The sequence below is a fragment of the Geomonas terrae genome (assembly GCF_004791675.1).
GTDB classification, from domain to species: domain Bacteria; phylum Desulfobacterota; class Desulfuromonadia; order Geobacterales; family Geobacteraceae; genus Geomonas; species Geomonas edaphica.
The window spans coordinates 1,075,777-1,100,881 of record NZ_SRSC01000001.1; the positions used below are offsets into that span (position 1 = coordinate 1,075,777).

Annotated in this window: 21 protein-coding genes; 8 read left to right on the forward strand and 13 right to left on the reverse strand. The window is 63.5% G+C overall.

Annotation, left to right across the window (positions count from 1 at the left end; all coding sequences use genetic code 11):
* Window positions 1-9: 9 nt before the first annotated feature.
* Window positions 10-2,247, forward strand: a complete 2,238-nt coding sequence (locus tag E4633_RS04525; protein WP_135869055.1) for a GspE/PulE family protein — start codon at window positions 10-12, stop codon at window positions 2,245-2,247.
* 36 nt (window positions 2,248-2,283) lie between these two features.
* The gene (locus tag E4633_RS04530) at window positions 2,284-5,034 is read left to right on the forward strand and encodes a hybrid sensor histidine kinase/response regulator (protein WP_135869056.1); all 2,751 of its coding nucleotides are present in this window, start codon (window positions 2,284-2,286) and stop codon (window positions 5,032-5,034) included.
* A gap of 16 nt (window positions 5,035-5,050) precedes the next feature.
* Here E4633_RS04530 and E4633_RS04535 read toward each other — a convergent pair whose 3' ends face one another.
* The 10 genes from E4633_RS04535 to E4633_RS04580 all read right to left on the reverse strand — a co-directional run bounded on the left by E4633_RS04535 (window position 5,051) and on the right by E4633_RS04580 (window position 15,534).
* Entirely contained in the window at window positions 5,051-5,542 is a 492-nt protein-coding gene (locus E4633_RS04535) for a c-type cytochrome (protein WP_135869057.1), read from the reverse strand.
* Window positions 5,539-5,829: a hypothetical protein gene (locus tag E4633_RS04540; protein WP_135869058.1), complete on the reverse strand. Its 291-nt coding sequence runs from the start codon at window positions 5,827-5,829 to the stop codon at window positions 5,539-5,541. The genes E4633_RS04535 and E4633_RS04540 overlap by 4 nt, the downstream gene beginning before the upstream one ends.
* Before the next feature lie 7 nt (window positions 5,830-5,836).
* On the reverse strand, window positions 5,837-6,118 hold the full coding sequence (locus E4633_RS04545; RefSeq protein WP_246037905.1) for a hypothetical protein: 282 nt from the start codon (window positions 6,116-6,118) through the stop codon (window positions 5,837-5,839).
* The gene (locus E4633_RS04550) at window positions 6,112-6,417 is read right to left on the reverse strand and encodes a cbb3-type cytochrome oxidase assembly protein (RefSeq protein ID WP_135869059.1); all 306 of its coding nucleotides are present in this window, start codon (window positions 6,415-6,417) and stop codon (window positions 6,112-6,114) included. Before E4633_RS04550 ends, E4633_RS04545 begins: the two co-directional genes overlap by 7 nt.
* Before the next feature lie 203 nt (window positions 6,418-6,620).
* Window positions 6,621-7,610, reverse strand: coding sequence for a cbb3-type cytochrome c oxidase subunit II (locus E4633_RS04555; protein WP_135869060.1), 990 nt, complete (start codon window positions 7,608-7,610; stop codon window positions 6,621-6,623).
* Window positions 7,607-8,992: a cbb3-type cytochrome c oxidase subunit I gene (locus E4633_RS04560; protein ID WP_135869061.1), complete on the reverse strand. Its 1,386-nt coding sequence runs from the start codon at window positions 8,990-8,992 to the stop codon at window positions 7,607-7,609. Before E4633_RS04560 ends, E4633_RS04555 begins: the two co-directional genes overlap by 4 nt.
* A 187-nt stretch (window positions 8,993-9,179) precedes the next feature.
* Window positions 9,180-9,713 (reverse strand): cytochrome c3 family protein, encoded by a 534-nt coding sequence (locus tag E4633_RS04565; RefSeq protein ID WP_135869062.1) that lies wholly within the window; start codon window positions 9,711-9,713, stop codon window positions 9,180-9,182.
* Window positions 9,710-10,762, reverse strand: a complete 1,053-nt coding sequence (locus tag E4633_RS04570) for an NrfD/PsrC family molybdoenzyme membrane anchor subunit (protein WP_135869063.1) — start codon at window positions 10,760-10,762, stop codon at window positions 9,710-9,712. Before E4633_RS04570 ends, E4633_RS04565 begins: the two co-directional genes overlap by 4 nt.
* Entirely contained in the window at window positions 10,749-12,623 is a 1,875-nt protein-coding gene (locus tag E4633_RS04575) for a quinol:electron acceptor oxidoreductase subunit ActD (RefSeq protein WP_135869064.1), read from the reverse strand. Before E4633_RS04575 ends, E4633_RS04570 begins: the two co-directional genes overlap by 14 nt.
* A 25-nt stretch (window positions 12,624-12,648) precedes the next feature.
* The gene (locus E4633_RS04580) at window positions 12,649-15,534 is read right to left on the reverse strand and encodes a molybdopterin-dependent oxidoreductase (protein WP_135869065.1); all 2,886 of its coding nucleotides are present in this window, start codon (window positions 15,532-15,534) and stop codon (window positions 12,649-12,651) included.
* Window positions 15,535-15,743: 209 nt separating this feature from the next.
* On the opposite strand from E4633_RS04580, the gene E4633_RS04585 reads away from it, so the two are divergent.
* Together E4633_RS04585 and E4633_RS04590 are read left to right on the forward strand one after the other, a co-directional pair.
* Window positions 15,744-17,537 carry a thiamine pyrophosphate-requiring protein gene (locus E4633_RS04585; RefSeq protein WP_135869066.1) on the forward strand — a complete coding sequence of 598 codons (1,794 nt, stop codon included), beginning with the start codon at window positions 15,744-15,746 and terminating at the stop codon, window positions 17,535-17,537.
* Window positions 17,538-17,656: 119 nt separating this feature from the next.
* A complete protein-coding gene (locus E4633_RS04590; protein ID WP_135869067.1) occupies window positions 17,657-18,529 on the forward strand; it encodes an ADP-polyphosphate phosphotransferase in 873 nt (290 codons plus the stop codon).
* Between the two features lie 53 nt (window positions 18,530-18,582).
* On the opposite strand, the gene E4633_RS04595 is transcribed toward E4633_RS04590, so the two are convergent.
* The 3 genes from E4633_RS04595 to ligD all read right to left on the reverse strand — a co-directional run bounded on the left by E4633_RS04595 (window position 18,583) and on the right by ligD (window position 21,800).
* Window positions 18,583-18,759 (reverse strand): DUF1328 family protein, encoded by a 177-nt coding sequence (locus E4633_RS04595; protein ID WP_135869068.1) that lies wholly within the window; start codon window positions 18,757-18,759, stop codon window positions 18,583-18,585.
* Between the two features lie 153 nt (window positions 18,760-18,912).
* On the reverse strand, window positions 18,913-19,062 hold the full coding sequence (locus E4633_RS20415; protein ID WP_162604664.1) for a hypothetical protein: 150 nt from the start codon (window positions 19,060-19,062) through the stop codon (window positions 18,913-18,915).
* 71 nt (window positions 19,063-19,133) lie between these two features.
* Entirely contained in the window at window positions 19,134-21,800 is a 2,667-nt protein-coding gene (ligD, locus tag E4633_RS04600) for a DNA ligase D (RefSeq protein WP_135869069.1), read from the reverse strand.
* A gap of 279 nt (window positions 21,801-22,079) precedes the next feature.
* Between ligD and E4633_RS04605 the strand changes: the two genes are divergently transcribed.
* From E4633_RS04605 to treZ, 4 genes are all read left to right on the forward strand, one after another.
* The gene (locus tag E4633_RS04605) at window positions 22,080-22,259 is read left to right on the forward strand and encodes an SAP domain-containing protein (RefSeq protein WP_135869070.1); all 180 of its coding nucleotides are present in this window, start codon (window positions 22,080-22,082) and stop codon (window positions 22,257-22,259) included.
* Window positions 22,260-22,283: 24 nt separating this feature from the next.
* Window positions 22,284-22,451: a hypothetical protein gene (locus E4633_RS20510; RefSeq protein WP_198419383.1), complete on the forward strand. Its 168-nt coding sequence runs from the start codon at window positions 22,284-22,286 to the stop codon at window positions 22,449-22,451.
* 87 nt (window positions 22,452-22,538) lie between these two features.
* Window positions 22,539-22,979 carry a ferritin-like domain-containing protein gene (locus E4633_RS04610; RefSeq protein WP_135869071.1) on the forward strand — a complete coding sequence of 147 codons (441 nt, stop codon included), beginning with the start codon at window positions 22,539-22,541 and terminating at the stop codon, window positions 22,977-22,979.
* Between the two features lie 250 nt (window positions 22,980-23,229).
* Window positions 23,230-25,095, forward strand: coding sequence for a malto-oligosyltrehalose trehalohydrolase (treZ, locus tag E4633_RS04615; RefSeq protein ID WP_135869072.1), 1,866 nt, complete (start codon window positions 23,230-23,232; stop codon window positions 25,093-25,095).
* Window positions 25,096-25,105 lie beyond the last annotated feature (10 nt).

Here is a 25,105-nt window from a genome sequence, read left to right on the forward strand (position 1 = left end):
GTAACGGACATGAACGAATTGAGGATAAGGCTAAAGACCGGAGACGAGGTGAGGGGGGTACTCACCCGTTCCTTCAAGCACCAGGACAGCGAGATCGAGGTACAGGTAGAGGGTGGGAGGGAGACGCTTATCTTCTCGCTGGACGAGATCTGCTACATACGTTTCATGAACCCTCCCGCGGGGATCGGCGGCGGGAAGGAGACCATCGAAGAGGTACAGACCATCGCCGGGGAGACCTTCAGGGTTTCCGTCCCGGTCAACGGTAAGTTCCTCAAGGGATTTCTCGGCATGCTGCATGGGGAGGAGAGTTACTGCACCGCCTTTTTTACCGACTCCGGCGTCAGATATCGCCAGGACGACCGGCGCACGGGGCAGATCCTCGAGGACCAGGGCTACGTCTCACCGGAAAAGGTGGAGGCTGCGATAAGGCTGCAGTCCGAGCAGGCAAAAGGGGGCGATCAGGACGCCGCGATCCTTCTGGCAGATGCCGTTGATGAAGGTGAGGCGCAGGAGCACGCCCACATGCACCACGCGAGGGTGGGGGACATCCTGGTCGAGTCCGGGCTCGTGACCCGCGAGCAGGTGGAGGCAGCCTTCAAGAGTCAGAAGGGGAAGAAGCTCCAGGTAGGCGAGCTTCTCATCATGAAGGGGCTCATCACCGAGGAGCAGCTCCTCTCGGCGCTTGCGACCAAATTCAGGCTCCGCTACATCGACCTCGACACGGTGATCCCGAGTGACGCAGCGCTCGGCGCCATCTCCGAGGGGCTCGCCACCCGCCTGAAGGTCTTTCCGATCTCGCTGGAGGGCAGGACCCTTACCGTCGCCACCTCTTCGCCCACCGATCTCAGCATCGGTGACAACCTGAGATTCTCGACCAACTTCGCCACCGAGCTCGTGGTGGCCCCGCAGCAAAAGATCGCCGCGGCGATCGAGAAGTACTACCGGAACCGGGTCGATACCGTGGACACCCTGCTGAACTCGATGAAGGGGGAGGCGGAGACGGTCACCATCGAGGAGGAGGCGGACGACACCCGACTGCTCTTCGAGCCGGACTCGAAGATCATCTCGCTGGTGAACCGCATCCTCATCGACGCCTACAACCAGGGGGCCTCCGACATCCACTTCGAGCCGGGTACCGGCAACGAGCCACTGGGGATCCGCTACCGCATCGACGGCGAGTGCTCGGCGGCGCACAAGGTGTCCGCCTCCTACAAGGGTGCCATCCTGGTGCGCATAAAGATCATGGCCGACCTGAACATAGCCGAGCGGCGCCGTCCACAAAGCGGCAAGATCCTGCTCCGTTACCGGCAAAAGATGCTCGAGTATCGCGTCGAGATCACCCCTATGGTGGGAGGGCGCGAGGCTGCGGTCCTAAGGCTCCTCGCCGCGAGCAAGCCCTTGCCCCTGACCGGCCTTGGCCTGACGCCGCACAACCTGGAACGGTTCATGGATATCCTGGAGAAGCCGCACGGGATCATCCTCTGCGTAGGCCCCACCGGGTCGGGCAAGACCACCACGCTGCACTCGGCGCTGGGCCACATCAACACGCAGGAACGCAAGATCTGGACCGCGGAGGACCCGGTCGAGATCACCCAGACGGGGCTTTGCCAGGTGCAGGTGAACGCGAAGATCGGCTTCACCTTCGCCGAGGCGCTGCGCTCCTTCTTGCGCGCCGACCCGGACGTCATCATGATCGGCGAGATGCGCGACGCGGAGACCTCCAAGATCTCCATCGAGGCATCCCTCACCGGTCACCTCGTCTTCTCCACCCTGCACACCAACTCCGCCCCTGAGGCGGCGGTGCGCCTCATCGAGATGGGGATGGACCCCTTCAACTTCTCCGACGCCCTCCTCGGTATCCTGGCGCAACGCCTTGCCAAGAGGCTCTGCCCTAACTGCAAGAAACCGGCGCGCGACCAGCGGCAGCGCTACGACGAGGCCGTGGCGGCGCTCAGGCAGATCGCGGGGGAGAGGCCGAACGTCATCCCGGAATTCAAGGAAGTTAACTTCATGAAGGCGGTCGGCTGTGACAGCTGCGGGGGAACCGGCTACAAGGGGCGCATCGCGCTGCACGAGCTCATGACCGGGAGCGAAGCGGTTAAGGTCGCCATCAGGCACGGCAAGGGGATGGACGAGCTGCGCAGCATCGCCATGGATGACGGGATGTGGACCCTGAAGATGGACGGCCTTTTGAAGATGATGCAGGGGGAGACGGACCTCGAGCAGGTGCTGAAGGTGTGCATGTAGCCTGATCTTAGATACGCAGCTCCCGGGAAAGAGATCATGATTCGGATCGACATGCCAATGCGAAGTCGGGTGGTGCTCGCCGCGGTTAGCCTGATGGCGGCCTTCCCGTTCCTGCTCGTCGAACTTTTCCCCTCGGCGCTTTACCGGGTGCTGGATGCGTCCGACTACCTGGTCTTCCACAACACCGTGGAATTCTTCAGCGTCATGGTTTCCCTCTCCATATTCGGGGCCGCCTGGTTCTCGCACAGTCAAAGCGGAGACCGGCACACGCTTTTCATCGGCGTCGCCTTCCTCGGGATCGGCCTCATGGACTTCATGCACACCATGGGTTACCCGGGGATGCCTTCCTTCATTACCCCCAACTCCCCCAACAAGTCCACCCAGTTCTGGATCGCGGTCCGCCTCTTCGGTGCGGCCTCTTTCCTCGCCAGCGGCTTCGTCGGCAAGAAGAGGCGGTCGTACCGGTTCGGGCGCTGGCCGCTTCTCGCTGCGGTTCTCGCCGTGACCGGCGCCGTCTTCATCCTGGTCACCTTCTTTCCGGATGCGCTCCCCGCGACCTTCGTACCAGGCTATGGGCTCACCCCGTTCAAGAAGGGCGCGGAGTGGCTCATCGTCATCCTGCTCTGCCTCGCCATAGCGGTCTACCTCAGGCGGCTCAACGCGTCGGAGGAATTCCACTACCGCTGTTTCGTCTGCGCCTTCGTCCTCTGCATCTTCAGCGAGCTGGTCTTCACCGTCTATAAAAGCGTCTACGACACCTACAACGTGCTGGGGCACCTGTACAAGTTGATCGCCTTCGCCATGATCTACCACGGCGTGTTCGCAGCCGCGGTGCAGCGTCCATACGGCGAGCTGCATCAGGCCCTGGAAGAACTCCGCCTTACCAACGACGTCCTGCGCCACATCATGAACTCGATCCCGCAGTCGATCTTCTGGAAAGACCGGGACAGCGTCTACATGGGGTGCAACCGCGAGTTCGCCGTGGGTGCCGGGCTTTCCGACCCCTCCGAGGTGGTGGGGAAGACCGACCACGACCTACCCTGGACTGATGAGGAATGCGAGGGGTACCTGGCGGACGACCGGGCCGTCATGGAGAGCGGCCGGGCCAAGATGCACATCATCGAGAACCTGACCCAGGCCGACGGCAGCGTGATCTGGATCGACACGAGCAAGTTGCCACTTAGGGACAAGGGGGGAGCGATCTGGGGTGTACTCGGGGTCTACGAGGACGTCACCGAGAAGAAGCTCCACGCGGAAAGGCTCTCGGACGCCCTGCAGTTCAACCAGGAGATCATCAACAGCGCGCGCGAGGGGATCGTCGTGTACGACCGCGAGCTGCGCTACCTGGTTTGGAACCCGTACATGGAGGAGCTGAGCGGCTACCGGGCGGAGGAGGTCCTGGGACGGGGTGCGGCCGACCTTTACCCGCAGCTCGAGGAAACCGGATTTCTCGCGCGGCTTAAGGACCTGCTGCGGGGAGGAGCCCCGGTGACGGTGGAATTCCGCGGGCGCGACGCGGCCGGGCGGGAGATCTGGCTCTCCGACGCCTCCGCCCCGTTGCGCAGCGCGTCCGGCGAGGTGGTCGGGGTGATCGCCACCGTGCGCGACATCACCGAGCGCCGCACCATCGAGGAGCAACTGCGCCAGGCCCAGAAGCTGGAATCGGTGGGACGCCTGGCGGGCGGGGTGGCGCACGACTTCAACAACAAGCTCACCGTCATCCTCGGCAACGCCGAGCTCGCCTCCTATAAGACGGAAGAACCGGCGCTCAGAGAGCACCTGGGGCAGATCGTGAAGGCCGCGGAACAGTCACGCGACATCACCGCGCAACTCCTTGCCTTTTCCCGGCAGCAGGTGGTCAAGCCGAAGCCGGTTCAGGTGAACGTCATGCTGGAGGACCTGCGCAAGTCGCTCGGGCGCCTGATCGGCGAGCACATCGCCATCGTCGTGATACCGGGAGAAGGTCTGTGGCAGATCAACATCGACCCGGTGCAACTGGACCAGATCATCATGAACCTCGCGGTGAACGCGCGCGATGCCATGCCACAGGGGGGGACCATCACGATCGCCACCGGCAATTGCGAGCTGAGGGAACCCCCTCCCGGTTCGCGGGATGTCGTGCCGGGTGGTTTCGTCTGGATCGAGTGCCGGGATACCGGTGAGGGGATGGATGCCGAGACGCGCCGGCACATCTTTGAGCCCTTCTACACGACGAAGAGGCAGGGGAAGGGGACCGGGCTCGGGCTGGCGACGGTGTACGGCATCGTTGCCCAAAACGGCGGCTTCATTGAGGTGGAGACCGAGCCGGGCTGCGGCAGCACCTTCAAGGTCTTCTTCCCGAGGTGCGCGGGCGAGCGGTGCCAAGAGCCCGAGCCGCCGGCACCGGCCCCGGCTCAAGGGAGCGGAACTGTGCTCCTGGTCGAGGACGAGGACATGGTGCGCGACCTGACCATGTCCATGCTCGAAAGTATGGGGTACCGCTGCCTCGCCATCGCAGATCCGCGCGAGGCACTCGTCGTGGCGGAAAACCCGGAGGTGGAGATCGACCTGGTGCTGACCGACGTCCTCATGCCAGGGATGCGCGGGCAGGAGATGATGGAAGCCCTGCGCAGGACGAGGCCGGGGGCGAAGTGCATCTACATGTCGGGCTACACCGCCGCCATCCTCGACGACGAGAGCGTGCGCCGGGAAGGGGCGGCCTTTTTGAAGAAACCGTTCCAGATGGACGAGCTCGCCAAGCTGGTGCAGGAGGTGCTTTCCGGGAAAGGGCCGGAGCAGGAGGGGTAGCCCCCGGCTCCTCCCATCAATGGGGAGCGCCCAGTGCGCGGAGGTAGAGAAGAAGGGGCCACCGGTGGCGCTGCGGCACCACGCGTTCGAGTACCGGCTCGTGTCCGGTACCGGTCAGCATCCTGCGCAGCAGTTCGCCGTCCGGGTAGGCCTCCACCGAGGGGCGTCGCAGGTCGGCGGGCCTCGGCACGTAACTGTTTCCCACCGGTCCGTCTCCGGCGCCCGCACTGCCGTGGCAGAAAAGGCAGTAATAATCATAGTACACCCTCCCCTGCGCGAGGAGCGCCGTGGTCGCCCGCGGTCCCTCCATCACGCCCTGTTTTACCGTAACCGATGTGGTCACGGGTTTCACGCTCACGCTCCCCTGCGCCGGTCCCGGCAACACCATCTGGAATTCGCGAATGTGGTGTTGCACCGTCATCCTCGGCCCCCGAACCAGGATCCAGCCGAAAACCACCGCCCCGAACAGCGGGGGGGCGAGGACCATGAAGGCGATCAGCTTCTTCATCTTTTCCCCCCGTCCTTACCGCGTTCCTGTGCCGGCTGCAGCGGTATCGCCTCCGGCAGCGCCTGGATCTGGCGTTGCGCCGGTCTGCGAGGCTGCTCGCTCGAGTAGATCGACTCCGCCGGTGCGTCGGGGAGCTGCCCGAAGTCCCAGCGCCTTGCCGCGTCCTGGACGAGGAGGTAGACCAGCCAGCCGTACCCCACGAGCGCCGCGCTGAAGACGATCAGGATCACCCACTCCCAAGGGGAACGCAGCTCCTGCTGCTCGTCGTATTCCGGTTTCTCTTCCATGTTCGCCTCACCAGTTGGGGGGGATGCCGGCGTTGTACGAGATCTCGAATAAGGTGAACGCGATGCAGGCCATAAAGAGCAGGATGATGACCCAGGGCATGAAGGAGCGCAGCCATGCGAGGAAGCTCGCCGGTCCCCTCACCTTGATCGCCTCGCTTTTTTTCTCAGTCCCGCGCGGCAGCCAGAGCGCCTGGTAGACGAGCGCCGTGGCGAGTACGAGTGCCACCCCGCACAAAAGCGCCATGACGAGCCATTGGTTTTGCAGCACGTACAGGTAGAGGGTCAGCATGGACGCGTACCTCCCGCACACTTTTCAGGGCCTCCGCCTGTCTCATGACGCCCGGGCTGCGAAAGCGAAGGCACCTCCACCACTTCCTGGTCACCCCGATCATGACGTGGCGGCTCCGACCGCGTGGGGGCCTCCTCCTCGCAACCGGACTCCAGCGGCAGGTAGCGGGCGCGCTCCTGGTCGGCGAACTGGCCGTTGTGCATCCCCCAGAAGAAAAATAGCGCCGCCACGCTCCCCGCAAGGAGCGGAAAGCCAATCCAGATGAGCACGAAGGCGTTGCTGTCGAGCGGGTTGTTCATGTCGGTGCTCCTCTTGGGTCCCCGCGCTTGAGGTTCTCCAGGGAAATTCCCGGGAAGCTTGTGCTGCTTTGAAGGGTACATGAGGCATCACGTTCCCCCCTTTGCGAAGGGGGGACAGGGGGGATTTGCCTTTCATTGGCAAACCCGAGAAATTTCTCCAGAACCGCAGCCTTTTCCAGAAATACCTAGTCCCACTGCCCCGCCTACCGCCCCGGCGCGAGCACCGGCGGTTGATACCGGTTCACCCAACCGCTCTCGTACGAGGCGTCGATGCCGCGGGGATCGGTGTTGGCATCGGTATAGCCGACGAAGGAAACGGCCAGGTAGTTGGCCAGGTCCCAGATCTTCTCCGACTCCAGGTGCTTCTTGAAATACGGCATTGCGGTGCCGGTGACGCCGTTCATGATCTGGTAGTAGAAGATCCCCCCGATGTACCTGTTCTCCACCAGGTGACGCCTCAGGATGGTGAAGTTCAGGGGGGGCGGGTTCAGGTGCGGCTGGGCGGGACCGTTGCCGTCGCCGATCGGGCTGTGGCAGTTGATGCACAGCTGCTGGTAGATCCTCTTGCCGCGCTGCAGCGCCGCCTCGGTTGCCGGGTACGGGTTAGGCATCCTGCGCCACACCTCCGGGACCTGACCGTGCAGCCACTCGATGTTCGCATCGACACCGGCCGCATAAGCCGCCACCGCCTGCCGTTTCCAATCCCGCTGCCTTTTTACCCTGAGGTCCGCCGCTTTCCCCCCGAGCCCCTGCACGTATGCCATGAGCGCCTCGATCTCACCGTCGGAGAGGAAGTCCCAGGCGGGCATGAGCGAGATCGGCGTCGTGTTGCGCGGGTTCAGAAAATGGGCCCGGTTCCAGTCGTCGCTGTGCTCCCCCCCCTCCTGCGAGAGGTCCGGCCCGGTGCGCTCGCTCCCGAGGATGGCCGGTTCTATCCCGACGTAGTCCCCTGCCTTGGCGATCCGCTCCGCCCCGATACCCCAGTCGATCACCCGGATGAATTGCGAGTGGCAGTAGCTGCAACCGTTCTCCACGTAGAGCCGGTGCCCTCGCGCCTCCAGCGGGGTGAACGGGCGCCAGATCTCCGAGGGGGTCTCCTTCATGGTGAGCGACGGTATCCCGACGATGATGAAGGCGGAGGCCCAGAAGACGAGGAGTGCGCCGACGATGACGAAGGCCGGGGTCATCTTCATGTCGCCTCCTCGAGATGTCGCAGCGTTTCCGGCTCCCTTGCGCCGCGTAGCGTCATATAGACGTTGAAGAGTCCGATGATCGACGCGGTGAGGATGAAGACGCCGAGCGCCGCCCGCATCACCATAAATGGGATGAGCTGCGGCAGCACCCTGAGCACGGTCTCGCCGTTGTACCAGGCCGTCCCCTGCACGAGCCCCGCCATGGTGAGGACGATGAAGAACCCGGTGAGGCCGAAGGTGAGCAGGCCGAACTGCAGGTTGATGAGCCGCTTCGAGTAGACGGGGCGGCCGCTCACCAGGGGGAGCGTGTGCCACATGGCGCCGAGGGCGATGTAGCCGCCGAAGCCGAGCATGGCGATGTGGGCATGTCCAATGGTCCAGTTGTTGAAATGGGTCACGCGCTGCAGAAACGGGAGCGACTGCAGCGGCCCCTGGATGCAGGTGACGATGTACCAGATCACCCCCGCCATGACGAGCCGCGCCGATGGGTCGCTCCAGACCCGTCCGCCGACGAAGCGGGCGGTGAGCCATAGGTTGATCACCACGATGGAGACCGGGAGCACCATTGAGATAGAGTCGACCACCGAGATCGTTTTCAGCCAGCTCGGAATGGGGGATTGCAGCACGTGGTGCCCCCCGATGTGGCTGTAGAGCGCGATTAGGAGCCAGAAGCCGAGAAGGGAGAGGGTGTGCGAGTTGAGCGGGGTCTTCGCGACGCGCGGGATCACGTAGTAGGCGGCCCCGGTGGCGAGCGGCGTGATCAGAAGCCCCGGGAGGTTGTGCCCCCAGAACCAGAGGAAGATGGAATCGATCAGGCCGGGCATGGCGCCGGTGGCGGGGTGCCACATCACGTTGCCGAGGGGATAGTTGCAGGCGGTCCAGAGGAAGGTCGCCACGAAGTACCAGATGGAGACGTAAAGCTGCGGTTCGCGCCGGTTCATGATGGTGAGGGTGACGTTGACGATCATGCAGAGTACCGCGATGACCAGCGAGACGTCGGCGAGCCAGACGTACTCGTTGTACTCGCGCCCCTGGGTGAAGCCGAAGGCGAAGCCGAGCGGGCCGCTCAGGACGGTCAGGTTCCAGAAGAGGAAGGTGACCCAGCCTAGGGGCTCGGACCATAGGCGCGTCTTCAGAAGGGCCGGGACGTAGTGCAGCCCGATGCCGGTGAGCATGGTGCCGACGAAGCCGTAGAGCATGGTGTTCACGTGGACCGGGCGTTCCCGTCCGAAAACGAGCGGTGCCACGTGCGGCAGGAACTCCGGCGCCACGAGGTGGATGGCGGAAAACATGCCGTACACGGCGCCCACCACGAACCAGACCGCGCCGGCGACCATGAAGGCCAGCGAAGCGCTCTGCGGCTTGCGGATCAGGTTGATCATCGATTTCTCCTAGGTGACCTTTACTTTTCTCCCGGGCCAATCTCGCCCTTTTCCGCCTGCGCCATTAAGCGCGGCACTCGCCCAAGCGTCCCCCCCTTCGCAAAGGGGGAGCCTGCCCCCCGTAGCACCTCGCGAAGGGGGGAGCGTAGGGTCAGGTTCCGCGCTTCGTAGGCATGTACCGAGCCTTTTACCGGTGGCAGACGAAGCAGTCGTGTGTGACCCGGTTCACCTTGTGGCACCGGATGCAGAAACCCATCTCGAACTTGCGCGCTTTCGCCACCCGGTCCATCTGCCGCACGTCGCCGTGACAGTGGCCGCAGTCCACGCCGCGCATGAGATGCATGGAATGGTCGAAATAGACGAACTCGGGAAGCCAGTTCACCCTCTCCCAGACCACCGGCCGGTTCTGCGCCACGTGCCCCCTGAGCCGCGCGATCCACGGGTAGTTGCGGATGATGCGGGAATGGCACAAAAGGCAGGTCTCCAGCGGCGGGACCCCGGCCCGGGAGGAGCGCGTGGCGGAGTCGTGGCACATGAAGCAGCTGATCTGCTTGATCCCGGCATGCACCCGGTGACTGAACGGGATGGGCTGGCGCGGGCCGAGCCCCACCGGGTAGAGGCGGTTAAGGTAGACGAGAGCGGCCAGCGCCGAAGCCAGGATCGCGGTAGCGGCGGCATAAGACGCCCAGCGCGGCACCCCCTTTTTCTCCGGCCCGCTCATGGGGTACCTCCGCTCTTGCGCGCGTGGAGCATGCCGAGACCGAGGATACCGGCGAAACCGGCGGCCAGGGAGAGTTCGGCGAGGCCTAGGTGCGCCACCGGGGTGAACGTCGGGGCCACCAGCCACCAGCGCTCAAGCCAAAGGCCGCACAAGACGAGAAAGGCGACCGTCCCGAGCAAGCCGCGGCTGCGCTTGGTCCGTATCGGGAGGAGAAGCACGAGCGGCCCGAAGTACACGAGCCCCACGAGGAAGAAGCTGAACGGACGCCACTCGGGCATGTGCATGCGCGGCACCAGGAACCTGATTTCGCGCGGCAGGTTCTCGTACCAGTAAGGGAGGAGGTGCGAGTACATGAGGTAAGTGGTCATGAGGCTGAAGGCGACGGTCAGTTTCCCCAGGTCGTGGAGCTGGTCCGGCCCTGCCTCCGGGTGCCACACGGACAAGAGCGCCCAGCAGGTCATGGCGCCGTAGAGCCCGGACATGAAAAAGTAGCCGCCGGCCAGGTTGCTGTGCCAGAGGGGGTCGAGGGCCATGACGAGGTCGAAGCCGATGAGGGAGAAGGCGAGGCAGTAAGCCAGCACGAGAACCGCGCCGGAGCGTGCCGCCTCGCCCCGCCGCGTAAGCCTCAGGTGGTACAGGGCGAGTCCCCAGAAGATAAGGAGCGCGGCCAGGTCGCGCCCGAAGAGGAAGCCGGGGTGGAGCCACGCCCCCTGGTGGTGGTTCACACCGTTCCAGGGGGACCAGTGCGCGCTCCCCCACCACAGGATGAGGAGCGTTACGAGCGACGGAAGGGCGAAGGCGATCGCGGAGCTCGCCAGGCGCTCGACCGGGTGGTGCCATTTCCCCTTGCAAGTCGCGACGATGGCGGGCCAGACGACGAGTCCCGCGGAAAGCGGGGTGAAGAAGAGGAAGTTGACGAGAAGCGCACGCCAGATGCGCGCCTCATCCGCTCCGTTCAGAAGGTAGAGCCACAAGGCGCACCCGGCGACGGCGAGCACCAGCCAGAGCACGAGCCAGGATTTCGTCGTCGGCCGGTCACTGGTGGACATGGAGTTCCTCCGGGTGGGCGGGCGCCAGTTGCTCCTTCAGGCGTTCATACTCATCGGCGCCGCAGGAGATCAGCAGGCCGAACTTGTCGCGGGAGAAGCGCGGGTCGTAAAAGGGGTGCGGCTCGAGCCGGAACAGGCGGGCGAAGAGCACGAGGCCAGCGAGGTTTGCGAGGCTGCCAAGAAGGATGGTCCCCTCGAAACCGACTACGCAGAATGGAACCCAAGAGACCGGGGGCTTCCCGCCGACGACGAGGCGGTTCACCAGTGCGGTCCCGGCGGCGAGCCAGAAACCGCCGGAAAGCCCCGCGAGTGCTCCTGCCAGGGTGAACCATCGCACCGGGCTCTTCGCGTGTTTCATGACCTCGGAAAGTTCCTCGATCTTCACCGGCGAAAAGGTCTCCATCACCTTGAAGCCGCCGTCACAGCACCCTTTGGCCGCCTGCAACAGGCGTCCAGCGTTGGAGAAGACGGCGAGCACGGCGGGGCGATGTTGCGGCAGTCTCGGACGGACGCGGTGGCTGCACGCCTCGGTCGGCACCACTTCTTTTTCGGCCAGGTGACCCTTCAGTTCGCTTAGCGGTACGGTGGGGAGGAGTTTCGTGAAGCCGAAGAAGAAGAGGAGGAAGAAGCCGAAAGAGCCGGCGGTGATGGTCAATTCCACCCAGGTGGGGAGGTAGCGTCCGAAGTTGTGTGGCAGGAAGTCGTGCGCCTGCGAGGTGTAGATGATCATGAGCCTTTCGAACCACATCCCCAGGTTCACGAAAAGCGAGATCACCAGGAGGGGGAGGGTCTTCGTGCGCATGCGCCGGAACACGAAGAGCCAGGGGATCAGCACGTTGCACACGACACAGAGCCAGTACATCCAGGCCACCGGGCCGAACACGCGCCATTTGTGATTTTGCCACTCGATGACGTCCCCCGAGTACCAGGCGATGAAAGCCTCCACGGCGTAGGCATAACCGACGATGGTGGCGGTCAGGATGATGGTCTTTGCGAGCATCTCGAAGTGGTGCATCTGCACCAGGCGTTCGAGGTGCAAAAGCTTTCGCATGGGGATCATCAGGGTGAGCACCATGGCGAGGCCGGAGTGGATGGCACCCGCGACGAAGTAGGGGGGGAAGATGGCGCTGTGCCAGCCGGGGAGCAGGCTCATGGCGAAATCCCAGGAGACCACCGAGTGCACGGAAACCACGAGCGGCGTGGCGAGGGCTGCGAAGAAGAGGTAGGAGCGGCCGTAGTGATGCCACTGGGTTCCCGAGCCGGACCAGCCGAGCGCTATGACGCGGTAGATCCTGCTCTTCAGGTGCTCCGGGCCGAGTTCCGCGAGGTAGCGGTCCCGTGCCGCCGCGAGGTCGGGGACGAGGCCGATGTACCAGAAGATCAGGCTCACGGTGAGATAGGTGGTGACGGCGAGGACGTCCCACACGAGGGGGCTCACGAAGTTCGGCCAGAGCTCGCGCTGGGAGGGGTAGGGGACGATGTAGTAGGCGGCCCAGAGGCGTCCGAGATGGATGAGCGGGAAGAGCCCGGCGGTCATGACAGCGAAGATGGTCATCGCCTCGGCCGAGCGGGAGACGGCATCGCGCCACTTGGCGCGCATTAGATAGAGAATGGCGGAGATGAGGGTGCCCGAGTGGGCGATCCCGACCCAGAAGACGAAGTTGGTGATGTAGACCGCCCATCCCACGGGACGGTTCAGCCCGGTCACCCCCATGCCTGCCTGGGTCTGGTACATGAGGCAGAGCGCCCCGAGTCCCGCGAGCCCTGCCAGCGTCACGATGGCGAGCAGGTACGCGAGGCCGGGCTTCCCCATGGGGTTCAGGGCGTCATCGTTGATTTGGCCGTAGCTCTGTTCAGGCAAAGGCGTTCTCCATTGTCCGACCCAGTCAGACCAGGTCGTTCTCCACTCTTCTCAGAAAGGTCACCGCCGGTTTCGTGTGCAGCTCGTGCAACAGGTGGTAGCGGCGAGGATCGGTGCGGGTGAGCCGGGTCACCGTGGCGTTCGGGTCCATCAGGTCCCCGAAGGTGAACACCCCGGCTGGACAGGTCTGGGCGCAGGCAGGAACGATCTCGCCGTCCCGGAGCGGCCGCCCCTCGCGCGCGGCCTTGTACTCCGCCTGCCGGATACGCTGCACGCAGAAGGTGCACTTCTCCATCACCCCGCGCTGGCGCACCGTCACCTCCGGATTCAACTGCAGGTCCAGGGGCTTTTTCCATTCCTGGTTCACCCAGTTGAAGCGGCGCACCTTGTAGGGGCAGTTGTTGGAGCAGTAGCGCGTGCCGATGCAGCGGTTGTAGATCTGGGCGTTAAGCCCCTCCTCGTTGTGCACCGCCGCGAACACGGGACAGACCGGCTCACAGGGGGCGGCATCGCAGTGCTGGCATAAAAGCGGCAACCACGCGTAGCGCCACGGCTGCTCCGGCACCCGGTAGGGGGCGACCCTGAGCCACGCCATCTCGCGCCCGTCCGCAACGAGCTCCCTCCCCACCACCGCGACGTTGTTCTCGGCGTAGCAGGCGACGGTGCAGGCGCCGCAGCCGACGCAGCGCTGCAGGTCGATGACCATCCCCCAGCGGTGCTTCTTGTGCTGGTGCGGCGGGTACATGTCCCGCTCCGGGCGGTAATCCTCAGGAAGCGGGAGATCCAGACGGTCACCCTCCCCGGGTTTCATGGTGCGCAGCACGGAGAAGCGCACCGACTGGACCACGTCGCGGTGCAGCTGTTTGCTTTCTATCGAGGTGCGGATCGGGGGGAGGGCATCTCCGGTCACTCTGCTGATGCGGCAGGTGGTGAAGAAGCCGCTTTCCTCTCCGCCGAGTAGCACGAAAGCGTTCGCCCCTACTCCGCGCGCGTTCCTGCCGAGTGCCGTATGCCCTTGTCCCAGGCCGACCGCCGCAGCGTGTTCGCTCACCTCGGTGGTGATGCGTACCGTGGCGCGCAGTGAACCCGACGCGGTGGTGAGCTGCACCTGGTCGCCGTCGTCAATCTTCAGCACCGCCGCCTTCTGGGGATGGAGGTCGATCCAGTTCCCCCAGACGAAGAAGGTCACCGGGTCGGGCGCCTCCTGCAGCCAACCGCGGTTCGCGAGCCTGCCGTCGAAGAGCATGATGGAGGGCCAGGGCCAGAGTTCCGCCTCATCACGGCGTACCGGAACAGCAGCCGGTCGCGCGGCGAAGGTGACGCCTTCGGGATGCAGCGAAGGCGAGCCGCCTGAGCCCGATGCCGTCGTCTGCCACACTCCTCCCTGCCCCAGCGCCGCATTCCAGCTCAGGTCGCTTCCATTCCAACGTTCCCTGAGCCATGCCTGGAAGTCTTGGGGAGCCGATCCGCGCTCCGTGACGAGCGGGCGCCCCGCCTTTCTCGCCAGCGCCAGGAAAACATCCCCCGCCCCGAGCGTGTCGTGAAGGCGCCCCATGATCGGCTGCATCAGGCCGTTGATGCCTGGCTCGGGCTGGTACTCCCCCCAGGACTCGAGAGGTGTGTCGACGGGAAGGACCCAGTGGGCGAGGGAGGCCGTTTCATCCATCAGCGAGCCGAGATACACCACCGTCCCCGCCCTGCCGATCTGCGCTCCCGCCCCGCTTCTGCTGTAGGCAGGGTTCGTGTCGTGCACGAAGAGGACGTCCTGCGGCCCGAGCGAGGAGAAGAAAAGGTCGAGCTCCTGGTCGCGCGCGCTGTCACTCAGGGCATGGGGGCGGGAGAAGTCGACCGTGGTGCCGACGGCGCCAGCGGCGTAGTTCAAAAGCGCGACGCAAAGGGCCGCGTCGGTTGCCGCCGGACCGCTCGCCGCCCCGGGGCCTGCCAGCGCTACCGGGCGGAGCGCGTGGCTGAACGCCTGCGCCAGGGCGACTAGGCTTGCCTGGTCGACGGCCGGTGGTGGGAAGGACGCGACGAGGGCCTCGATCGCCGGTCGCAGCGCGGAGACGTCATTTCGTTGCCAGCCGCGGTCCATGATGATTTTCAAAAGCGCAGCCGCCACAAGCCGGAGCTCTCCCGGCGCCACCTGGAGGAAATGGTCCGCGTTGCTCGCGGTCATGGACAGGCGAGGCCCCACGTATGCCATCCGGTTCGGGGGGGCTTCGTCCCGGTAACCGTGCATGGCCGCAAATTGGCGCGCGTAGGAAACCGGGGAGACCCAGGTCTCCAGGAAGTCGGCTGCGAAGCTAAGGATGAAGTCGCTGTTCTCGAGGTCGTAGCGGGGGATGACGGGAAGACCGAAAACACGCTGGTGCGCGGCGCGCAGCGCCTCGTAATTGAACGCCTCGTAGAAGAGGAGCCGGTTCGAGCCGAAGGCTGCGGCGAAACGTTTCATGAGGTCGGCGAGGGCCCCGGTCTGCAGGCTGGAGAGGATGGCCACCTTCCCCCCCGAGCGAAGGCGGGAGGAGATGGCGTCGAGCGCCTCGTCCCAGCTCTTCCGTCCGGTCTTGCCGTCGCCTGCGCGTTGCAGCACGCGGACCACGCGGTCCGGGTCGTAGAGCCCCTGCAGGGAGGACTGCCCGCGCGCGCAGAGCCCGCCGCGGTTTATCGGGTGTTCCGGGTTTCCTTCCGCCTTCGTCACGCGACCGTCCCGGTGGGCGACGTGCATGCCGCACCCGGCCGGGCATTCGCGGCAGGTCGTGGCGTAAAAGGTCCATTGTCCGGGGCGGATCTCCTCCGGTGGGATCACCTTGGGGATAAGCTTGTTGACCAGCTTGCGCGGGGGATCGGTTGCCAGGGCGATGCTGCTGCCACCCGTGATCCACAAGAAGGTGCGTCTGGAAATCTCGGACATCGCTATCCCCCACGCCGCGTTTTCAAAGCCCAGAATCAATGAGAAGAAAGATGAAAAAAGATTAACCTTTTTTATCAAGGCGAAGTCGGTTGTCAAGGGACGCGCTGAAAGTCCCGCAACGGCCCGCCGAGGTTGACAATGAGGCGCCCCTCTCTAGACTGTTGGAGGAAAAATTAGAAGCAATCAATCTAATGAACAAGGGAGGTCTCATGGCAACAGCCAGCGATTACCTGGTGCAGCGTCTCTACGACTGGGGGGTGCGCAGGGTGTACGGCTACCCCGGGGACGGCATCAACGGGGTGATGGGTGCCCTGAACCGGGAACAGGAGAAGGTCTCGTTCATACAGACGCGCCACGAGGAGGAGGCTGCCTTCATGGCGTGCGCCCACGCTAAGTTCACCGGCGAGGTCGGCGTCTGCATCGCCACCTCCGGCCCGGGCGCCATCCACCTGTTGAACGGTCTTTACGACGCGAAGCTCGACCATCAGCCGGTGGTGGCGATCGTGGGGCAGCAGGCAACGACGGCCATGGGGGCGGACTACCAGCAGGAAGTGGACCTCCTCTCGCTTTTCAAGGATGTGGCCCATCACTACGTGCACATGGCGACCAGTGCGGCACAGGTCCGGCAACTGGTGGACCGCGCCATACGGATTGCCCTCGCCGAGCGCACCGTCACCTGCGTCATCCTTCCCAGCGACATCCAGGAGGAGGACGAGGTAGCCGCGCCGGTCCGCAAGCATGGCTCGACCTTCACCGGGCTTGGTTTCTCGCGGCCGGAGGTGCTCCCGCCACGCGACGAGCTGCAGCGGGCGGCGGCAGTCCTGAACGCGGGAAAGAAGGTGGCCATGCTGGTCGGTGCCGGGGCCCTAGGTGCCGGGGAGGAGGTCTCCATCGCAGCGGAGAAACTGGGCGCGGGTGTCGCCAAGGCACTCCTCGGCAAGGCGGTCCTCCCGGACGATCTCCCTTACGTTACCGGCTCCATCGGTCTTCTGGGCACCAAGCCGAGCTGGGAAATGATGAAGGAGTGCGACACCCTGCTCATGGTCGGCAGCGGCTTTCCCTACGCCGAGTTTCTTCCCAAGGAGGGGCAGGCGCGCGGGGTGCAGATCGACATCAGCCCGAGGATGCTCGGCCTGCGCTACCCGATGGAGGTCAACCTGCAGGGGGACGCGAGGCTCACCCTGCGGGCGCTGATCCCGCTCCTGGAGCAAAAGCAGGACCGGTCGTGGCGTGAGGGGATCGAGAAGGACGTGGCGGAGTGGTGGGAGGTGCTCGAAGCGCGGGCGAAGCTCGCGGCGAACCCGATCAACCCGCAACTCCTCTTCTGGGAGCTCTCGGCGCAACTGCCGGACCAGGTCATCCTGACCTGCGATTCCGGCTCGGCGGCGAACTGGTACGCCCGCGATTTGAAGCTGCGCCGCGGCATGATGGCCTCGCTCTCCGGGGGGCTCGCCACCATGTGCCCCGGGGTTCCCTACGCGGTCGCCGCGAAGATGAACTACCCGGACCGTCCCGTGATCGCCATGGTCGGCGACGGAGCCATGCAGATGCAGGGGATCAACGGCCTGGTGAACATCGCCAAGTACTGGAAACAGTGGAGCAACCCGAACCTCGTGGTCCTGGTGCTGAACAACGGGGACTTGAACCAGGTGACCTGGGAGCAGCGGGTGATGAACGGCGACGCCAAGTTCGCGGCCTCCCAGGATATTCCGCGCTTCCCGTACGCCGGTTACGCCGAGATGCTTGGCCTCGACGGAATCAGGCTTGAGGACCCGGGGCAGGTGCGTGAGGCGTGGAAGACCGCACTGCGAGCGAAGCGTCCGGTGGTGATCGATGCCATGTGCGACCCGGACGTCCCCCCCCTGCCGCCGCACATAACTTTCGACCAGGCAAAGGGATTTGTCGCCTCGCTCTTCAAAGGGGATCCGAACCTCGGCGGCATCATGAGCCAGTCCGCCAAGCAGATGATGTCCAAGCTCCTCGTGAGCAACGAGAAGTCGTAGATGAGGGAGGGCACTGAAGGAGCAACCTGCGCCCAATGAGCCTCCCGCCGTTTAGCTCTCATTGAAAACCGGGGAAAGTGCGTTAGCCTCAAACTGTCGCAACCGACGAGGAGGGGCGCATGAAAATTTCGACCGAGCAGTTCCGGGTGAAGCCGAAAGACCAGGTGAAGCTGACCAAGTCCCCCACCTTGGTAGATCCTTTCTACCGCTCCAAGGAGGAGTACCGCGAGCTTCTGAACGAGCAGATCGAGCGCATGAGCGCCCTGCAGGGGCTCCTCTACGCGAATAACAGCTGGTCGATCCTGCTCATCTTCCAGGCGATGGACGCGGCGGGGAAGGACAGCATGATCAAGCACGTCCTTTCGGGGATCAACCCCCAGGGATGCGAGGTCTACTCGTTCAAGCACCCGAGCGCGGAAGAGCTCGACCACGATTTTCTCTGGCGCAGCATGAGGCGTTTGCCGGAGCGCGGACGCATCGGAATCTTCAACCGCTCCTACTACGAGGAGGTACTGATCGTCCGCGTTCACGCGGAGATCCTGGCCGGCGAAAACCTGCCGGACGCCCTGGCTGCCAGGAAGGGGATCTGGCGTGACCGTTTCCGGTCCATGGCGGATTTGGAAGCGCACCTTACCCGCAACGGTACACGCATCGTGAAGTTCTTCCTCCACGTATCCAAGGAGGAGCAGCGCAAGCGGTTCCTGGAACGGATCGACAATCCGGAGAAGAACTGGAAGTTCGACCGCGGAGACATCGAGGAGCGCAAGCTCTGGAAGCGTTACATGGATGCCTACGAGGAGTGCCTGAACGCGACCAGCACCAAGGAGTCACCATGGTACGTCGTCCCGGCGGATGACAAGAAGAACGCGAGGCTCATCGTGGCGCAGGTGCTGCTGGACCTTTTGGAGGGACTGAAGATGAAATATCCGGAAGTGTCCGAGGAAAGACGGGAAGAGTTGCAAAGGATTCGTCAGGAACTGGCGAAGGGGTGACAGCGAAGAGGCGGCTTGCGCCGCCTCGATTGAAGGTCGTACCTCGTGCTGTGTCATCGAGTAATGCCGCGGCCAGCCAAGAGAGCTGCCACGAGCATCACTACGGCGATCACCAGGAACAGGTAGAAGAGCAGTTTCGCGATGCCGGCCGCTGCTGTGGCTATTCCACCGAAGCCGAACACCGCAGCGATGATCGAGATGATGAAGAATATCACTGCCCAACGTAGCATGACCTTTCACCTCCCCATGGTTCATTAGCTTCCTTGAATAAAGTGTATCATGGGAGATTTCGGGTTTAATAGCTTGTCTTTTTTTAATAATTGGAGACGGAAAAGTCGCAGCAGGCAAGGAAAGGGCCGACCCATTTAGGGCCGGCCCCGTCTCTACTTGAGCTCCATCGGCTCGTCGCAGCAGGTCGCTTCGATCTCGCATGCGGCACCGCAGGTCTTTGACTTGCAGGCCCGTGTGACGGTCAGTTCAACCTCGCAATCTTCCGTGCTGCAGATCAGGACATCACCCTCTTCCACTTTCATGGCCCCTCCTCCTTTCTTGGATAATTTTAACCAGGCCCGATTATAGCCGTTGTCGCACCGCCCGCAACCGGTCATCCCCCTTCCAGGTTTTCGATACACCGCTCCAGATCGATGCCGGGGCCAAGCACGCCGGCGAAGAGGTCGCCCATCCGCTCCAGGCGCCCCGGCATGGTCCGGATGGTGAACTGAACGGGGTCGAGCCCCGGCTTAACCTCCTCCCACTTGAGGGGCGTGGAGACAGGTGCGCCCGGACGGGGACGGATGCTGTAAGGGGCGGCGAGCGTCTGCCCCGGCTTATTCTGGAGGAAGTCGAGATAGACCCGTTTCTGGCGCAGTTTGGGGCTGCGCACAAGGCTGGTGAACTCGGGAACCTTGTGATGCGCCAGGGTCGCCACGATCTTCGCGAAGCCGCCCGCGGTGTCGTAGTCGTACTTTCCGCCGAGGGGGACGTAGATATGGATCCCGGTGGCGCCGGAGGTTTTGGGGAAGCTTGCGGCGCCCGCCTTTTCCAGCACCTCCCGCACCGCGAGCGCCGCGTCGATGACCTTGGCGAAGGGGATGTCTTCCGGGTCAAGGTCGATGACGAAATAGTCGGGATAGTCGAGCTGCTGCAGGCGCGAAAGCCATGGGTTGATCTCGATGCAGCCGAGGTTCGCCATGTAGATGAGGGTTGCCTCGTCCTGGCAGACGAGGAACTTGATGCTCTTATCGACGTGCTTCGAGTAAATCTCGCGGGTGGCTATCCAGGAGGGGGGAAGATCTCCGGTCTCCTTCTGGAAGAAGCCGGGTTCCGCGATGCCATGAGGGGTGCGGTACAGCGACTCGGGGCGGTCGACGAGGTGCGGTAGCATGGCGTGGGCCACGGTCCGGTAATAGGCGACCACGTCCCCCTTGGTGTATCCCTCTTGCGGCCAGAACACCTTGTCGAGGTTGGTGAGCTCGATGCGATGCCCGTCGAGAAGCAGGGTCTCGTTCCGGCCGTTACCGGCGGAGCGCTCCTTTCTGTGCGAGCTGGTGGGGAGGCTCTGCGCCGATGCGGGGGCGTCATCCGTCTTTGAGGGGGAAGGCGCGACTGTCAACGGCGTAGCGGAGGGCTCCGGTGCCGCGAGAGGGGAGGGTTCAAACTCGGAGCGGACCAGCTCACGCACCACGCTCCTCGGGTCCTTGTCCTCTCGAAGGCCCAGGAAGATCGGATGGCGCATCACGTTCTCTTCGGTCCACTCGGAAAATTCCACTTCGCAGACCAACTCCGGCCTGACCCAGGTAATGGGCATGTCTGATTTCACCGGCGACTCGAAGGGGGACTTCGCCTGCACCAACGGTTGCAGCATGTCGTGCATCTCCTTTAGCCCCGCGTCGTCGAACCCTCCGCCCGCAAAGCCGATGCAGACGAGCCGTTCGTCCTCGTAGACGCCTAGCACCAGCGAACCAAAGCCTTTCCTGCTGCGGCGCGGCTCGGTGAAGCCGCAGATCACCGCCTCCTGCTGCATGCGGATCTTGATCTTCAGCCAGTCCCTGCTTCTGCGGCCGGTCTGGTAGGTGCTCGTCGCACGCTTGGCGAGAATCCCTTCCAGGTTGTTGCGGCGGGCGAGGTCGAAGAACTCGCGGCCGTACTCCATGATGTGGTCGCTGTAGCGGATGTCAGGGAGGTCGGGGAGCAGGGCGCGCAGTCTTTCCTTGCGGGCGAGAAGCGGCCGGCTACGCAGGTCTTCCCCGTTCAGGTACAGGAGATCGAAGGGGAAGTAGCAGATGTTGCCGCGCCCGGTGCGCTGGTAGTTCTGCAGCAGCTGGAAATAGGACCGGCCGCTTTCGTCCAGGACAACCACCTCGCCGTCCAGGACGGCGTTGACGTTCAGTGCGGAAAGGGAGCGCACCAGGGAGGGGAATTTCTTATTGAAGGAGAGGTTGTTGCGGGAGTAGAGGAGCACGTCGGCGCCGGAAAGTTCTGCGATGGTGCGGTAGCCATCCAGCTTGATCTCGTAGAGCCAGTCCGGGTCGTCGAAGGGCTCGGCAGCCGATGTGGCGAGCATGGGCGAGATCTGGTGAGGCATTTCGGCAGGGGGGTGGGTGGTCCCGGCCAGGTACTCCCTGTCCGACTGGTCCGACTGAGCTGGCTGGGCAGTCTGCTCAGACTCAAAGCTGCCGACGCGGCGCGCGGGCACCCTCCCGGCGCGCAGGTCCTCGATGGTCGCGTTGCTCACCACGGAGCGCTCTTGCAGGGTCACATCCTCGCTGCTGGCGAAGCGGTCGTTTTTCTTGATCAGTAGCCAGGAGTTCCCCTTCTCACCCTTGATCCGTACCAGCGCAAACTCACCGCTCACCTTCTCGCCGCGCAGGATGAACTTCAGGTCCCCCTTCCGCAGCCCCTCCCGTAGAAGCTCGAGACTCCGCTCCCGCTCCTCGGAGGCTGCGGCGTGGAAGGTCCCGGTGTCCCAGATGATCACCTCACCTGCGCCGTAATTACCCTTCGGGATGACGCCTTCGAATTCGCCGTACTCGTAAGGGTGGTCCTCTACCATCATGGCAAGCCGTTTCACCGCCGGGTCCAGGGACGGGCCCTTAGGAATTGCCCAGCTCTTCAGCACCCCGTCGATCTCAAGACGGAAATCGTAGTGCAGGTGCGAGGCCGCATGCTTGTGGATCACAAAACGCAGCGCGTTGGCAGCCTTGCCGCCTTGGCCCGCCGGCTCGGGTGTCTTTGCCAGATCTCGCTTGCGATGATATTCCTCCAGCCCCATGAGAACACCTCCCTTTGCTGCACATGAGTCTATCACAGCGAAAACAACGGGCTCGTCAGACGACTTGATCATCAACACACCGTAAAGCAGCGGTTGGCACCCCTCCCCCCTCCGGGCCTACGCCCACCGTAGGAGCTACGGCCCGCAGGCGGGGGCGGGGACGCATAGGCAACTTTATTCCTCATTCGTCTTTGACAACGAGAGCGCGGTGGCTAGATTATTAGGCGTTGTCAATTTTTAGGAAGGGGCGCCCACCGGGGCGCAGAAAGGAGAAGCAAGATGAAGGTCCAGCAGATCAAGGAAATAGCACAACGTATGGAGATCCCCTGCGGCAAGCTGAAAAAGGGCGAACTGATCCGCCTAATCCAATGCATAGAAGGGAATATCGCGTGTTTCGATTCGGGGCAGTCGGGGCAGTGCGGCCAGCAGGGATGTCTATGGGCCGAAGACTGCAACTGACGCCGGGACCGTAAAGGAGGCTCCATGGACTTCGACTACACCAAGTACCGCTACCTCCCTGAGTGCAAGGACGGCTGCGGCGCGATAACCGACTGGCTGGAGAGCAGGGAAATGGCCCGCGAGGCAGGTGAAAACCACAGCAAATCGAAGGGGCACGATTGGGTCCTGCGCGAAAAGATGAGGGAGGAGTAGGAGCTGCAGTCCATGCTATCGGCGCTTCATGCTGCCTGCAGGAGGGAAAACAGTGCGGACAACCAAAATCTATCCGGAGGTAACAGCATGAACAGGGACGACATTCTCGACCAATTGGAAAAACTGATCCAGCTCGACGTCGACGCAACCCATGCCTACGATCAGGCGATCAAGAACGTTAACGAGCCGATCATCAAGGACAAGCTGATCCAGTTCCAGGCTGACCACAGAAAGCACATCGATCTTCTCTCGGCTAAGATGCTGGAACTGGGAGGGACGCCGCCGGAACTCAGTTCGGACTTCAAGGGCTTCCTGATCTCCGGCTTCACCGCACTCAGGAGTCTGACCGGGACCAAGGGTGCCCTCGAGGCGATGGAGAGCAACGAGCGGCTCACCACAAGTCGTTATGAGGAGGCGTCGAAGCTGGATCTTCCCGTCGATATTTCCGCCATCGTGCGCGCCAACTACTCCGATGAACAGCGCCATCTCTCCTTCATTCGCGAGGCGCTCCCGACGGTGCACAAGTAAATCCGGGCAGGTAGATAAAGGAAGGTGCGGTTTTAAGCCCGCGCGGTTGACCGATCAAAAGGGAGCCCGGGTCCGGCAGGATTCGGGCTCCCTTTTGTTAATGAAAAACCAAATGTTAGCGGTCTTACCCTCCGCGGAACCGCGTCTTTTGGGCGTGTTGACACGGGGGGGCTCTCATGTATCGTTGATGAGGTTTTGCGCCGATGCGTAAGGTCCGTGGCGGTGACGTCACGGGGCCGGGAGGTGGCGTATGGTTGCAAGCGGTTGGCGGATGGAATCAGGTGCCACGGTCCTGGAAGAAGGTGGCGTTCAGTTCCGGGTCTGGGCCCCGAAGTCGAAGGCGGCGAGCGTCCTGATCCTGTCAGGCAAGGCGGCGGGGACGGTGCCGATGCAGCCTGAGGGAAAGGGGTATCACTCGGTTACCGTGCCGGGCGCGATGGACGGTGACCGTTACCTTTTTCAGCTGGAATCGGGAAAGACCTATCCGGACCCGTTCTCCCGATATCAGCCCAACGGGGTGCATGAGCCTTCCCAGGTGGTGGACCCGGGGCTCTTCCACTGGATGGATGAGGGGTGGCAGGGTATCCCGCTGGAAGAGTACCGGATCTACGAGATCCACGTCGGCACCTTCACCAGGGAGGGAACCTTCGAGGCGGTCATCGAACACCTCGACTACCTGGTGGAACTGGGTGTCTCCGCAATAGAGCTCATGCCGGTCTCCCAGTGCCCGGGAAGTCGCAACTGGGGGTACGACGGGGTGTACCACTTCGCCCCCCAACACAGCTACGGCGGTCCGGACGGCCTCAGGCGACTCGTGAACGCATGCCATAAAAAGGGGCTTGCCGTCCTGCTGGACGTGGTCTACAACCACTTCGGACCGGAGGGGTGCTACCTCGACGAGTTCGGTCCCTATTTCACCGAAAAGTACCGCACTCCGTGGGGGCGTGCCGTGAACCTCGACGGCGCCGACAGCGATCCCGTGCTGGACTATTTCCTCTCCAACGCAGGTTACTGGATCAACGAGTTCCACTTCGACGGGCTGCGCCTGGACGCCGTGGACTGGATCTTCGACCAAACCCCCAAGCCACTTTTAAGGCGCCTGGCCGACGAGGTGCATCGGCAGCGGGAGCGCCTCGGGCGCGGGATCTACCTTTTCGCCGAGAACGACACCAACGACGTCCGCCTGATCAACTCCCCCGAGAAATGCGGCTTCGGCCTCGACGCCCAGTGGTGCGACAACTTCCACCATGCCCTGCGCGCGCTGCTGACTGGAGAAACCACAGGCTACTACGAGGACTTCGGCCAGTTCGCTCAGTTGCAGAAGGCTTTCAGCGAGGCCTTCGTCTACACCGGTGAGTATTCCCGCTACCGCAGGCGGCGTCACGGCGGCCCGACGGAGAGGCACCCCGGCTTCCAGTTCGTCGTCTTTTCCCAGAATCACGACCAGGTCGGCAACCGCAAATGCGGGGACCGGCTGAGCGCCACCCTTCCCCTCAACCAGCTTCTCCTTGCCGCCTCGGCCGTCATCCTTTCCCCTTACCTGCCGCTTCTCTTCATGGGGGAGGAATACGGCGAGCGTGCGCCGTTCCACTATTTCATCGACCACGGCGACCCGGAGCTGGTCGACATGGTGCGCAAAGGGAAACACGAGGAGCACGCCTCCGGCGTCTGTGAGGGGGAGATCCCGGACCCGGCGGCGGAGGAGACCTTCCTGGAGTCGAAGGTGAGCGTTGCGACTCCGAAAGAAGGAGAACAGGCGGTCATTCTCGAGTTCTACAAGAAGCTCTTCTCCCTGCGCGCCTCGTTGCCCGCCCTGCGGGTCTTCCAGCGCGACGCCATGGAGGTCTTTGGGCTGCCGGAGCAGAAGGTGCTCTTTTTAAGGAGATGGACCGACGGGGATGCCGCCATCTGCCTGTTCAGCTTCAGCAACATCCAGCAGGAGGTCCCGCTTGCCCTTCCACAGGGGAGCTGGGAGCGGGTGCTAGATTCCTCGGCCGCAGAGTGGCGCGGCCCGGGTGAGGAAGCACCGGAAAGGATAGAGGCGGGTAACGAAGGACATCAGGAGACGGTGCGGATCAACCCCTTCAGCGTTGTCGTGTACAGCGCGAAGCTTTGAGGAGGAAGTC